The organism is Lederbergia citrisecunda, from assembly GCF_018343695.1.
GTDB classification, from domain to species: Bacteria; Bacillota; Bacilli; order Bacillales; family Bacillaceae_C; genus Lederbergia; species Lederbergia citrisecunda.
Window position 1 is genome coordinate 1,103,498 of the sequence record NZ_JAGYPJ010000001.1, and the last position, 13,229, is coordinate 1,116,726.

General features: G+C 33.9%; 16 protein-coding genes and 1 pseudogene. 12 read left to right on the top strand and 5 right to left on the bottom strand.

Annotated features, from left to right (window positions below; translation table 11 throughout):
• Positions 1 to 31 precede the first annotated feature (31 nt).
• Both KHA93_RS05460 and KHA93_RS05465 read right to left on the bottom strand, forming a co-directional pair.
• Entirely contained in the window at positions 32 to 373 is a 342-nt protein-coding gene (locus tag KHA93_RS05460; protein WP_213109810.1) for a DUF1048 domain-containing protein, read from the bottom strand.
• A gap of 70 nt (positions 374 to 443) precedes the next feature.
• A complete protein-coding gene (locus tag KHA93_RS05465) occupies positions 444 to 764 on the bottom strand; it encodes a PadR family transcriptional regulator (RefSeq protein ID WP_213109811.1) in 321 nt (106 codons plus the stop codon).
• A 754-nt stretch (positions 765 to 1,518) separates the two neighbouring features.
• On the opposite strand from KHA93_RS05465, the gene KHA93_RS05470 reads away from it, so the two are divergent.
• The 9 genes from KHA93_RS05470 to KHA93_RS05510 all read left to right on the top strand — a co-directional run bounded on the left by KHA93_RS05470 (position 1,519) and on the right by KHA93_RS05510 (position 7,882).
• Complete coding sequence (locus KHA93_RS05470; protein ID WP_213109812.1) at positions 1,519 to 2,178, top strand: nucleotidyltransferase domain-containing protein; 660 nt, start codon at positions 1,519 to 1,521, stop codon at positions 2,176 to 2,178.
• A gap of 170 nt (positions 2,179 to 2,348) precedes the next feature.
• Positions 2,349 to 2,606, top strand: a complete 258-nt coding sequence (locus KHA93_RS05475) for a hypothetical protein (protein ID WP_213109813.1) — start codon at positions 2,349 to 2,351, stop codon at positions 2,604 to 2,606.
• 277 nt (positions 2,607 to 2,883) lie between these two features.
• Positions 2,884 to 3,267 (top strand): IolE/MocC family protein, encoded by a 384-nt coding sequence (locus KHA93_RS05480; RefSeq protein WP_213109814.1) that lies wholly within the window; start codon positions 2,884 to 2,886, stop codon positions 3,265 to 3,267.
• An 859-nt stretch (positions 3,268 to 4,126) separates the two neighbouring features.
• Complete coding sequence (locus KHA93_RS05485; protein WP_213109815.1) at positions 4,127 to 4,552, top strand: hypothetical protein; 426 nt, start codon at positions 4,127 to 4,129, stop codon at positions 4,550 to 4,552.
• 36 nt (positions 4,553 to 4,588) lie between these two features.
• Positions 4,589 to 5,056 (top strand): hypothetical protein, encoded by a 468-nt coding sequence (locus tag KHA93_RS05490; protein ID WP_213109816.1) that lies wholly within the window; start codon positions 4,589 to 4,591, stop codon positions 5,054 to 5,056.
• A 147-nt stretch (positions 5,057 to 5,203) separates the two neighbouring features.
• Positions 5,204 to 5,746, top strand: a complete 543-nt coding sequence (locus tag KHA93_RS05495) for a hypothetical protein (protein WP_213109817.1) — start codon at positions 5,204 to 5,206, stop codon at positions 5,744 to 5,746.
• A gap of 113 nt (positions 5,747 to 5,859) precedes the next feature.
• Positions 5,860 to 6,312, top strand: a complete 453-nt coding sequence (locus KHA93_RS05500) for an SgcJ/EcaC family oxidoreductase (protein ID WP_213109818.1) — start codon at positions 5,860 to 5,862, stop codon at positions 6,310 to 6,312.
• A gap of 283 nt (positions 6,313 to 6,595) precedes the next feature.
• A complete protein-coding gene (locus KHA93_RS05505; RefSeq protein WP_213109819.1) occupies positions 6,596 to 6,931 on the top strand; it encodes a hypothetical protein in 336 nt (111 codons plus the stop codon).
• A 324-nt stretch (positions 6,932 to 7,255) separates the two neighbouring features.
• Positions 7,256 to 7,882: a cysteine hydrolase family protein gene (locus tag KHA93_RS05510; RefSeq protein WP_213109820.1), complete on the top strand. Its 627-nt coding sequence runs from the start codon at positions 7,256 to 7,258 to the stop codon at positions 7,880 to 7,882.
• A 334-nt stretch (positions 7,883 to 8,216) separates the two neighbouring features.
• Here KHA93_RS05510 and KHA93_RS05515 read toward each other — a convergent pair.
• Positions 8,217 to 9,454 (bottom strand): annotated as a pseudogene (locus KHA93_RS05515) (IS110 family RNA-guided transposase).
• Positions 9,455 to 9,812: 358 nt separating this feature from the next.
• Between KHA93_RS05515 and KHA93_RS05520 the strand changes: the two are divergent.
• From KHA93_RS05520 to KHA93_RS05530, 3 genes are all read left to right on the top strand, one after another.
• Positions 9,813 to 9,983: a DUF3953 domain-containing protein gene (locus KHA93_RS05520; RefSeq protein WP_233711048.1), complete on the top strand. Its 171-nt coding sequence runs from the start codon at positions 9,813 to 9,815 to the stop codon at positions 9,981 to 9,983.
• 207 nt (positions 9,984 to 10,190) lie between these two features.
• The gene (locus KHA93_RS05525) at positions 10,191 to 10,541 is read left to right on the top strand and encodes a DUF2651 family protein (RefSeq protein WP_213109821.1); all 351 of its coding nucleotides are present in this window, start codon (positions 10,191 to 10,193) and stop codon (positions 10,539 to 10,541) included.
• 197 nt (positions 10,542 to 10,738) lie between these two features.
• The gene (locus KHA93_RS05530; RefSeq protein WP_213109822.1) at positions 10,739 to 11,596 is read left to right on the top strand and encodes an aminoglycoside phosphotransferase family protein; all 858 of its coding nucleotides are present in this window, start codon (positions 10,739 to 10,741) and stop codon (positions 11,594 to 11,596) included.
• Between the two features lie 303 nt (positions 11,597 to 11,899).
• On the opposite strand, the gene KHA93_RS05535 is transcribed toward KHA93_RS05530, so the two are convergent.
• Positions 11,900 to 12,094 carry a hypothetical protein gene (locus tag KHA93_RS05535; protein WP_213109823.1) on the bottom strand — a complete coding sequence of 65 codons (195 nt, stop codon included), beginning with the start codon at positions 12,092 to 12,094 and terminating at the stop codon, positions 11,900 to 11,902.
• Between the two features lie 33 nt (positions 12,095 to 12,127).
• Positions 12,128 to 12,913, bottom strand: coding sequence for a TraX family protein (locus KHA93_RS05540; protein WP_213109824.1), 786 nt, complete (start codon positions 12,911 to 12,913; stop codon positions 12,128 to 12,130).
• Positions 12,914 to 13,229: the final 316 nt, after the last annotated feature.

Here is a 13,229-nt window from a genome sequence, read left to right on the forward strand (position 1 = left end):
CCAGCTATTCAGTCAGTATTTTCTATTGAATTTATTTTTTTCCTAATCGTTTCTTGATACTCTGATTCAAATCTTCACGATACTTGGCGACATAGGTTTTAGCGTTTGCCACTAGTTCGTCGGCAAAGGACGCCACGTCGTCCCCAGTGATTTCCAGCACTTGTCTCCCTTCCGCAGCACCAGCTTCGAACAACTCGATTAATTCATACTGCATGTGCAGCATATCCATCCCATTGCCCGATGCGAAATTCCACATGTAGTTTTGAATTTTCTTAAATACAAATTGATAGTCCTCTGGCAGGGCTTCAACCCGTGCCATCATCATCTTATACTCTTTTTTATCACCAATCATTTTCTTGAACATTTCCAACATGTTATTTTTCCTCCTTTTTATAAAGCTGAACAAGACACTCCAAAAATATCGGATGGATTAACTTATGAAGCTAGATTGACTTCAAGACGTTGATTTTTGATGATACAAAATCCCATTTTTTCCAAAACAATTCAAGTTCCTGACGGCCAGCATCATTAAGTGAGTAAAACTTGCGGGGCGGGCCCATATCTGACGGTTTTTTTTCTATGCTCACCAGTTCTTTTTTTTCTAATCGCACAAGGATGGTGTAGACCGTCCCTTCCACGACTTCGGTAAACCCAAGCTCGTTCAGGCGGCGAGTAATCTCGTAGCCATAAGTTTCATGGCGGCTGATAATTTCTAGCACGCAGCCTTCCAGCGAACCCTTCAGCATTTCAGTTAAATTTTCCATGTTTAGAGCCACCTCTATTCTGTCTGACCTATATTCAGTATAACTTAGTACTGAGGTAAAAATTTTACTGAATAGCTTTTGGGAATCACACTATCCAGTATTACTTATTACAGGTACATCGTAACACCGAGTAGCAGAGATGTCAACTATTTTTCTTAAAAATTTTTTGCAACCTCACAATTAAGTGGTGTTGGTATCAAGTGTGAACTATTACATGTATATCGTAACATGTAGTTGAGGGACTATCAGTTCTGCATATGGAGCCATGTTAGAAATATATCTGGAGGTGATTTTATGTTGTTTCACGCATGCTATTACAACGGGTAAAGCAGCCGTGTGATCTTAATGGGTATATAATAGGATTAGTGATATCTCCATAAATGTTCATGTACATTTTTAAAAAATATATCCATATGCTTATATAACATACGTTTTTATCTAATTTATTATAAGTACATAATTGTTCAACTGTACATAAATAGCAGATGTTAACGAATATTTTTGTATAGTTATTTTTCAATGATAATAAATGGTGCGAGATAGTGGACTCATGCTGCATGGGATCAAAGCCACCAAATCTCGAAATTCAAAAACTGCATTTAGGTTATCTATGGTGAATTAAATATAGATTGTGAAGAATTGTACTTACGCTAACGGGCAGTTTAATTTAAGAAGGAATAGAAAGATAAATATAGAAAATATATTATAAACGGATGTCGGAATGTTGTTCTTTTGAACTGAAAGAGTGATACATATGCAAAATATTATATCCAAAGCAGTTGATTTTTTCGCCAAATCAAATTTTGACTGGTCTATTTGTGGAGGCGACGCAATTGATTTTTTTATTGGAAAGACTACACGGAAACATAAAGATTTAGACCTTTCCGTATTTTGGGAGGATAGAAATAAAACTATTTCCTTTATGCTAAATGCAGGGTGGAGAGTATTCGAGGCTTGTGGGGAAGGCAAAATACAAGAACTATATGAAATTTCGGAATTCCTCGTAAAACGAAATATATTTTGTTTTCCTAATAGCAATTCTAATTGTCAGTTACAACCTACAGAAAAAGATAATGTTTTTCAATTTACTCTCGCAAATGATGAACAAATTGATTTCGATTATGTAGAATTCTTGTTTAATCAACGAGATGACGAAAAGTTTTATTTCTCCTCTAACCATTCTATAAAACGCTCATTGGATAAAGCAATTCTAGATAAAGCTGGAGTGAAATTTCTATCTCCGGAAATTGTACTCTTGTATAAATCAACATATCTAGATACAAAGGATGCAAAAAATCATAGACACGATTTTGAAATGTCTTTACCTTATTTATCTCTTGAACAAAAAGAATGGTTAAAGAATGCTTTAGGAGTATGCCATTCTAGTAATCACGAGTGGATATCTAGTCTTTAACCAAATTGATCCTTGGGAACAGCTATACAAAGCGGTTGCTTTGCAGTTCTCATTTTATTTAGCAAGATTGTGAAAAAATGTACTTAAAGTAACGGGGCGATTCTTCAAAATACAGGATCGTTTTTTTCTTATTCAAGTAAGGCAGGTTAGTTTAACAAGGGGGAATTAAAATGAAAAAAATCTACTTAAGGTTATTATCAACGATGCTTATATTATCCATTGCAGGGTGTTTAAAACATGAACCTATGACTTTCGAGGAAATGTACTCAGGGAATTTAACAGAAGTGTCCAAAATAGAGATTAGACACGGAAACGGAGAATTAAAGGAGATTACAGATAAATCGATTATTAACCCTTGGCTTGATAGTATTAAAGACATCATATTTGAACCTTCTACAAACCAAGATGCGGGAGTTGGTTATATATAGTGTAACACTTTTTGAAGGGGAAGAATTAAAACTTTCTTTGTCAACTACACAAATAAATGACTTTTATTATAAAGAAAATGAACAAATTTTGGAGAAATTAGATTCGTTATTTAACGAAAACTAAACAAACACTATTCAACTATTAGGGCGTTAATCAAGAAGGATTAATGCTTTTTTTGTTGAAGTTTTTAAGCTAACGGGCAGGATTGATGAATAAGAAGGATTGGGTTTTTATGGTAAAATAAAGCGAAGGCATTTTGAAAATGGGGGATGCTTTATGAAAAGAAAATTATTGTTATTTAACTTCTTATTTGCTTTTTTGCTTATAACGGTTTCTTGTAATCAACAGCCAGAAATAGATATTTCTAAAACAGTAGGAATGACAGAAGATTATTTTAGAAAATTAGATGAAATATCAACGACGGCGGCTTCATATAACAAGGAGCAAATAAAATTTAGGCTTATGGTTGGAAAACACCCTTCACAAAAAGAAGCAACTGCTATGTTTAACAACATATTAGATAATCTTGAAGAAAATTCACACACTCCTGAATTTTGGAATTATTATAATGGTTATTTTGAGATTAAATCTTATGATAAAGGTGTTATTTACGAAGCAACTAAAATTATAGGAGAAAACTTGAAAGTTAATCCTAAATAACAAGAACTGGTTGAATTAATGTGTGCTTTAATCGAAGAAGGATTATCGCTTATTTTTGTTGAAGTTATTGTACTAACGGGCAGGTGTGCGGCCGAGCCTAGGTCGTATCATATAGCGGGTGGGATTCCCGTCGAGCAAGAACTAGCCATTCACTCGTAGCGAGTCTTGGAGGGCTAAAGGTAACTTTAGTCTTTAAGCGTAGACAGTTAGGTGACGGGCCGAAAGCCAAATGGTTGAAGGGATTGAGCCCCATAATGTTAGTAAATCGAGAGGGCTGATGCTTTACCTGCAGCAGAAAGCAACATTTCATACTTCGTAAATGGCAAGAAGAATGAAACCTCTCTGGGGTCAGAGACCTTGGCACGTTACACATTGATATGATACGGCAACTCGGGAGACCCTATCGGTCTTTTCTTGTTAGAAGAGTATGGAGTACAAGCGATACAAAGTAAGGAAGCCAAACGCCGATTAGGGAGTCGGATAGCAGCGTAGTACCAATGAAGTTGGGTAATGCCGATGGAGGAAAGGCTAGCTACCAGTTACCACCTTTGCTAGGGACCATTTACTGCACACAGAGGTAGGAATCATAAATGGAAACAAGACTAGTAAGGATAGCAGAAATAGCAAAATTAAATATTAAAAGATTAGCTATAATTTTGTGAATGGTAACTAGGAGGAGCCGTGTGCGTTAATTGCGCAAGCACGGTTCTGGGAGGGGGGAGAACACAATTTACCGTGAGGTAGAGAGGTTCTCTTCTACTCGACTTGTAAAATAATAAATCGCAACAGGAATGAGCATTTACTAATAATTCATTGTAAATATTTATTCAATAAAATAAATCCATACAAGATAACGGGGATGATCGCCATTAAACTTTGTATTTTTTCATTGCTGATGTTTAGTATTTTATTGGCTGCTTGTAATTCAGATGGAATAGTAGTTTCGCCTAGTATTACTGTTGGGGGGCAAGAGCAAGAGATAGGCTATATCGGTTATGTTGCTGATCAGTCGGAAGTAGATAATAACGAACCTCCATCAATTTATCAAAACGTGGAACCATATACTATTAAACCTAATACAATAATTGAGTTAAATTATGAAGAAGTTCCCAAAAAAGTAGTTCTGAAACAATGGGTGAATAATAAGTTGGAGAAAGAAGAAGAGTTACCAGACTTTAGCTTTACATCTCCCAGTGAAGAAGGAATGTATATTTATAGCATAGGGCAAAGATGGAATTTCAGAACAGCCTCAAGTGTGGTAATTGTGTTAAATGTAAATCGATAAGAAACAGATATAAATATGCTTTGCGAAATTTTTAGTGTGCTTAAAGTAATGGAGCAGTTTCGTGGGAGGAGAACCTATATTGGGAGGCTGGATTTTTGTTTAAGATCTCGTAAAAAGTGGGCAGTTTTGCTAATTATTTTTTTCTTAATAGTAGTTTTTCCATTATGTTTGTTTTTTGCTGGGGGGAAATCTAATGAGGAAAAATCTTATAAAAGTATTGTAATGACTTTTGAAATTGAAAAGAAGGAACATCATATTGAACCAGGAAAATATATAAAGATGTGGGTGATAGGTGCCAATGCTAATGATAACAATCCAAATAAAGAGAGATATAAGGTAATGATTGAGGATTCAAGAATATATAATTTGTTAGAAGAAGATAATAAATACTTTGTAAATATACAAGGAGTAACAAAGAGAAATCAATCTGAATATATTTATACCTTTGGTCAATTAGGTTTGGTTGATGTAACACAATTGACTGGAAAAGGAAAAATCCAATAAGTTTGTGAATTACTGTACTTAAAGTAACGGGGACGTTAATCGAGAAGGATTAACGCTTTTTTTGTGAAGTTATTAAGCTAATGAGCAGTTTAGTGTAATAAAGACATTGGCTCATTTATGTTGCATTATTTCCTTTGGAGGTGAAATATGAAATTAAAAAAAGTTTTTTCTATGTCATTCATTATTTTGTTGGGCTTCATTGTGGTTTTTACTTATTATAAAGTGAATTATAAAACTCTCGATGAAGCTATAAGCGAATCAAACGTGCCAATGGATGAAATATTCCATACCACTGACTATAAAGGGCATACTATCATATTTTATGGCAAGGATGATAGTTTATCAGTAGGATTAGTAGAAAATACCCTTCTTGGATTTCGGTGGGGTTATGGTGCAGGAAGTAAATTGTTCAACGAAGAAGATATGATTTTAACCAGAATGTTTAGTAACTTACAGCCAAGGCATATAAAATCGGACGAAGAACTAGTGTCCGTAACATTTGGTGTAATTAATGACCCTTCAATAGAGGCAATAGAGATAAAATATAAAGACCAAGATTTTAATAAAGCTACAATTATGAATACTAGTAAAGGTCGAATATGGTATAGCTTCTCAGAGACTCCAGTTAATTATGACCCAGAAGTGAAAGTTTATTATAATGATGGAACTACAAAGTCAGGTTGGTATTGACTAACGTGGCAGGTTAGTGGAATAAGAAAATACATAAGTACTAAAATTGAATATTGATTTTTTCTATTTTAGAATCATAAGTAAATATCAGGATTAAAGGAGTAGTGAATAATATGGAGAATAATTCTTCTAAAGAAGTACAAGCAGTTTATAAACAACTATTAGATGCTTGGAATAATCGAAACGCTCGTGGAATGGCAGATTTATTTACAGAAGATGGTGAAAGTATTGGTTTTGATGGAAGTCAATCAATCTGCAGGGAGGAAATATTTTCGCACCTTAATCCAATCTTTGAGCACCATCAAACGGCTCTATTTGTTAGCAAAGTAAAAGATGTAAAATTTCTAAGTTCTGACATAGTAATTGTACGAGCAATTGCTGGAATGGTATCTCCTCAAACAAATGACATTAACCCAAACGTAAACACTCATCACACTCTTATTGTTGTAAAAAACGAAGGATATTGGCGTATTCAATTATACCAAAATACTCCGGCCCAGTTTCACGGAAGACCTGAATTAGTGGAACAAATGACAGAAGAGCTTAAAGCGTTATTAATAGAGTAGTAAATAAATTCAACAAGTTTGGCTGTTTCGGCAGCCTTTTTTCTATATACTTACTCAACTAACGGGGGCGTTAATCTAAGAGAAGGATTAACACTTTCTTTGTTGAAGTTATTATTAAGCTAATGGGGCATTTAGTTGAACATTCGTCATTAGGTTTTTTTCAACAATCGGGTCCATTTTGTTGAAGATCCATTTAGTTGTGTGCTTATCTAAATTATGCAATTTTGTAGAAAAAGAAACGGGCCAGATTGTTAGCAGTTTTTTATCGAGAGGTGTGAAAAAGATGGAATTCAATTTAGGGAATGGTATTTCTATTCATTTATCACCTTTACATATCACGATTATTGCTATTATAATCATTGTCCTTCTAGTTAGGTGGAGCAAACAGTTAGAAACACGACGTTTTACGATTTTCTTTTATTTTTTGATTAGCGCCTATATTGCTTCGATTTATTCTCAAACTACAAAGAATGGCGTCTTTGAACTATGGCTTCCCGTAGGCTTTATATTTATTTCCATTTATTTGGATGGTAATAAAAAATGCCATCCTGCTAAAGTAAAAGCGAGTATTCTAGGGCTTTCAATAGCGTTGTATCAGTTAATTGTTCATTATATTTAATAGTTTTTATTTATTTCTGCCCATTTTAAACAATCGGGCGCTTTTCTTTAATAAGAGGCGTTTTTTTATATTGCTTCTGATTCTGGAATAACTTATTTAATAGATTGGATTATGTTTAAATTATAGAAGAGATTGTGAAGGTTTCTACTTAAACTAACGGGTAGCAAGAGTTGAATATCTGGCAGCCATTTTCGGCGGTCTTTTTGTTTATCCGTACTTTATTGTCACTCATTAAATTCAAAATTTCATTTTCCTAAGGAATTTTTAATCAATGTAGTTTGTATAATCGATAAGTAAAAGAATAAAAAAGGTGGGAACAATTCTATGTTTAAACCAAACCCAGCGAATACTGCAATTGTTATTACTGACCCTCAAAATGACTTTTTGTCTCCAGGCGGAAGAGGATATCATTTGACAAAGGCTAACATTAAACAGAATAATACTTTAGCCAACTTGGAACTACTGTTAGGCACTGCCCGTAGTAAAGGTTATCAACTCTTTGTTTCCCCACACTTCTTATATCCACATGACTATGATTGGCAGTTTACAGGGAACGAACAAGAGATGTTGATTAGTTTGCGTGTCTATCAGAAATTAAATCAATATAGTACTCCAACTCCAGAAGCCGATTATGTTCCAACTTTAGCTCCGTATATCTGGGACAAAACAACCGTCATTGCAACACCTCACAAGGTGGCCAGTCCTCAGACAAATGATCTGGTCTATCAACTAAGGCAACGTAGAAAAGAACAAGTAATTTTGGCTGGGGTATTATCAAACGTATGTGTTGAATCGCATATGAGAGATTTAATCGAAAATGGTTTCAAGACAGCTGTTGTTTACGATGCAACTGCCACGATTAGTGAAAACGATTTTCATGCTGCTGTTACGAACTACCGAGCTTTCAGTAGTGCTACATGGACAACACGAGAAGCCATTTCAAATATGTAATGATACTCTTAAAAAGGCATACTAAAGGGAAGATTTTTCTTTGTTTAATTGTAATGTTTCAGCCGTTAGGTGCTTTCAATAACGATATCCAATAAGTCTATTCTAATTATGATATTAGTAGTTGAAGCTATTTTAATGGTTATATAACCAAAAAAGAAAGCAATGAGTGTGTTAAACTTTAAATTTTCTTCTTCAACTAAACCAGCTAATAGTTTGTCAACATTTTTCAATAAAAAGATTTATAACCTCATGATACACTAAAAATGTTCATGCCAAATAACCTTCCGTTATCCCTTAATTGGAAGGTTTTGTTGTATTTAGTTAGATATAGTTTTTAAGCTATATCCTGGAAAGTAGTTCTGCTTTTTAGTAATGCGTAAATCCAATGTAAGAGCTTATTAACACATGCAATAACTGCTACTCGGAAGGGTTTTCCTTCTTCACGTTTCTTATCATAAAACTCTCTTAATCTTTTATTGCGTGCGATTATTTCATCTGTCGTTTTCTTTTTACGAGAATCACGAATTCCACTTTGAACAGCCATATACAAAGCGTGACGAAGCCTACAAGAACCTCGTTTGGTAATTCGATTGACTGATGCAGTATACTTACCAGAAGAGTAAACACTAGGATCTACTCCAGCGAATGCAACGAGCTTTTTGGCGTCATTGAACCGATCTAATTCTCCAATTTCGGAAATAATCGTGGCGGCGATTTTCTCTCCGATTCCAGGAATAGACTGGAGTATATGATATTCTTCAATTTCTTTAGCGAGGGCATCTATTTCATCTGCAATCTTAGATAGATGCTCTTGGTATTGAAGAACGATCTTAACTAATAACTCAAGATTAAAAATATGACTCTGGTAAAGATTGTTTTGAAAAGGGTTACGAAGGGCTGCTTCTCTTAATTTTTTTGCCTTTTCATTTGCCCATGCATTTGAACGACTAATACATAGCGAAGCTATTTTCTCTGTTATTTCTTTTTCACTCACACTTAACACTGTTTGAGACGTAGGAAATGCTAATAATGTAAGCAATGAGACCTTTGAATATAGGCTTCCAAAAACTCCTCTATATTCAGGAAATACTTGATCCAAAAGGGTATGCAGCTGTATTGTAGTCTGTGCTGCTACTTCGGCAATACTTTCCTGTTGTCTTGTTAGATTACGAAGGTTTAAGAGTTGTATCCCTCGTTTTTTATATGGCTCTAACTCTTCTTTATAAAACAGTTCGCAAAGGTGATAAGCATCAACTTCATCTGTTTTTACCTTCCGCAAACTTGAACTCTTGGCTCTATGTGAGATAAGAGGATTGACAACAATATAAATATCATTTTGCTCCTCAAGAAATTGAATGATAGGAAAATGGTAGTGTCCAGTTGATTCTAAAACGACCAAAGGTTGATGTTCCCCAGCTGAAATCTCTACTTCATGAAGGAAATCTAATAAACTACCTAAACCTTCAGTATTGTGTTTGATACTAAAGCTCTTACGATATGGTTGCCTTTATCTAAAAATGCTTGAACTTGACTTTCACCTTTTGAAACATCCAGACCAATGACTGGATTCATTATTAAGTCTCCTCCTCTATAAAACAATAATTGTCGGTATCCCCTAAGGCTCCTTGTAATGTCATAGGTTCGCTTGTTAAACGGGCTCCTTGTCCCAACCAGCCTGAAACAGGGGGTGAACAGTTTAGTTGACGGGATCGAGTCCCACGGGTGCTACGTTCTCCCTCGACTACCGTAATCATATGACCATATATAAAAAGGTCAACCAGAAAATCTGGCTAACCTTATATTACGAACGGGTGCATTAATCCAAGAAGGATTAACGCTTTTTTTTGTTGAAGTTATTAAGCTAACGGGGCAGGTTAGTTTAACAATCAATTTGGAATATGTGGTAACTTGGTTAAAGGGGGGGTTTTAATTGTTAAAGTTTCTGCAAATTATTTTATCAATAACAGTTATTTTACTTGCAGGGTATGGATTGATTACTGAGGATTTTAAGTTTCAACCATATATGATGTTGTTTGTAGGTTTAACGATGTTGGTAATGGGATTAAGAGAATTTCAAAAGGGACAAAAAAGTTACGGCTAGCTAAGTATAGTTGTATTTATAATTATTTTACTTGTATCAATCAAAAGTTTGTTATTGAAGTAACGGGTGCGTTAATCGAAAAAGGATTAATGCTTTTTTTGTAGAAGTTATTAAGCTAACAAAGCAGGTTAGTAGAAGAAAGGTAAACTAAAAACAGGTAAACATTCATACCAAGTAGGAGTCAATCTATTAAATAAAACGGGGGCTATGAAAGTTATGAAAAGCAGTGTAAATAAAATGGTGTTGTTTGCTATGTTGATTGTTATACTTTTTGGTATTTACGGCTCGATGACTATATTTCAAATGAATGAGTTTCTATCTATCTTAATAATTTTTCCTGTCTCAGTATTTTTGATTGGTATTTTCAGTTATAAACTTTTTCAAAGTATTTGGGCAGGTCCTTCAGCGACATTTTTGGTAAGCATTATTAGTATGTTTACTATATTTAATACGTCCTTTTGGATTTGGGTTCTTATTTATATATTTATATGTTTGTTAGGTACATTTATTGGTAAAGGGGTATTGTTTCTTTTTAGTCAAACAATTAAACATTCATAAAACTAATGATGAACTAGATTGCATTGTGAACCATTGTACTTAAAATAAATAACGGGTAGTTATAGTCCAAGAAGGATTATAGCTGATTTTTGTTGAAGTTATTGTACTAACGGAGCAGGATAGTTGAAGAAAATATGATAGGATGAAACTATTGAAATTTTTATAATAGTAATTAATACAATTAGTTTGGAGGACTTATGAATATAAGTGTAGAGTTAGTTGAGAATTTAATTTCAGAGCAATTTCCTCAATGGAAAGATTTAAAAATTGAGCCAGTCAAAAACAGCGGGCATGATAATCGTACATTTCATTTGGGTGAAAAAATGACTGTAAGATTGCCCAGTGGAAAAGCATATGAACCACAAGTACAAAAAGAAGCAAAATGGTTACCCATATTAGCAAAAAACTTAGCTCTTCCAATTACTGAACCCGTGGCAAAAGGGCATCCAACTGCCGAATATCCTTTTGTTTGGTCTATTAATAAATGGTTATCAGGGGATACAGTTAATAAAAATAATATTAATTTATCATTATTTGCGGAAGAATTAGCGAACTTTTTATTGGAATTTGAAAGTATAAATGCTTCAAATGGACCAATCGCTGGTCCTCATAATTTTTATAGGGGTGGAGATTTAAGTGTCTATGACTCTGAAACAAAGGAGGCTTTAGTTAAACTTGAAGGAAAAATTAATATAAAAAAGTGTCAGTTGATTTGGGAGCAAGCTCTCTTAAGTAAATGGGAAAGCGAGCCTATATGGGTACATGGGGATATAGCTCCAGGAAACTTATTGGTTCAAAATGGACATCTGGCAGGTGTTATTGATTTTGGAATCTTAGGTACAGGAGATCCTTCTTGTGACCTAGCTATGGCATGGACATTTTTTGATAAAGATAGTCGAGAAGTATTTATTAAAAGTATGAATTTAGATAAAGGTTCCTGGGATCGTGCTAAAGGTTGGGCATTATGGAAGGCATTAATTACTTATAACAACCTTGATAAAAAAATAAGCGAAAACGCTCGTTATACTGTTGATGCAATTCTAAATGATGCGTAAATCCTACATAATGATGCTGAGCTTGATGTTTGTGAATAAATGTACTTAAACTAATGGAGGCTTTAGTGAAACAAGCAAAATTTAAAAGTCGATTCCTCAATTAAAAATCAGCTGTTTTATGTGAAAACTTTCTTAGCGTTGTAAATTCCTATTAGACATAACATTGCTTCTCGGCAGTTACTGAAAGTTGAACCTTTGAATTTCGCAACTTTAAGCCGCATTCGGGTGTTTTAAGGTCGGGAAATAATCAAAAAACAGGAAAAAAACGGAGAAGAGGGATCTTCGCTTTTCGCCTGTTTGCTTTCATTTTCTCGATCGATTAATTATGTCATAGTCATCGTCATTCTCATACCATTCAACATCATCAGGATTATTGGGATCTAGTAGTACATTCCCGAATCCATCTGATTTTAATTCCCTTGGCTTTCTTTTGGATTTACGGTCAAGCTTGGCAAATTCCAGTAAAAGTTCCTCAATGGATTTTTCTTTATCGCTCAATTTTTTACCTCCTTACAACATTTTATTAAAATGTTAATGGAGATTTTCTCCAATAAAATAAAGAATAATAATGTGAATAGGGTAGAAGAAATAAAAGAAATATTTTAATCCGATCCCTTTTTTTCCATTGTAAAGCAATAATAGAGGTAAAGCACCAATCATCATCCATTGGTAATCAGCAAATGGAAACCATAATCTTGAATAAGATGGTATCCTCCCACCCCACTTAGCGTAAGCAGCAAAGAGAAATAGGTTAAATAAGCAATAAGCTACAGTAAGTTTTATTTTATTATTGCTCAAATAAAGTAGAACACCAAATATAACAAAGAAAATTCCTCCTTCTACAATCATAATATGTCCCAAAATATCACCATAAAAAGGAGTAGTAATCCCTGTAGGCTGCTGAATAATCACTATGGACTGCCAGTCTAAAAGAACTAATAAAACGAAACTGATAATCTGCCATAAAATGAAATGCACATAAAGTTTAACCTGTCTTTTCTCCAATATATGAATACATACAACAATTAAAAATAACGTCGCAAAGTAATTGTTTCTGATAAAGTCCCCTGAATCATTATAGAAACTATTAATGATTAAATTGATAAAGGCCATAACAACCGATAAAACATATAAGCGAATCATGTATTTCTTTTTATTAGAAGTTTTTCTGTATCCAATTCCTACAAAATAGGCAAAGATGGGGATAGCTAATCTACCAATATACCTTAAATATTCTGGGGTATTAGGGATGAATTGTCCTGTATGATCTATAAGCATAGATACTACAGCTATTAATTTAAGGAAAGTAGTCGTCATTTGAATGATCTCCGAATTTAATGTTTAAAGGCTAAAAGTATCAATTACATTACGGGACACTTTTAGCCTTTAGATTCATATCATATTACTTAACATATCTATTAAAATATTTTAGAATAAAAAGATTTACACATTAATAACTCTTCTACAAAATAATATAAAACCCTTCCATTTTCCTGAAAAAATACAAAAACATTACAAAAATAGAGGAAAAGTGAAATATTGCACTTAAACTAACGGGGGCGTTAATCGAAGAAGGATTAACGCTTTTTTTGTTAAAGTTATTATTAAGCTAATGGGGCATTTAGTTGAACAT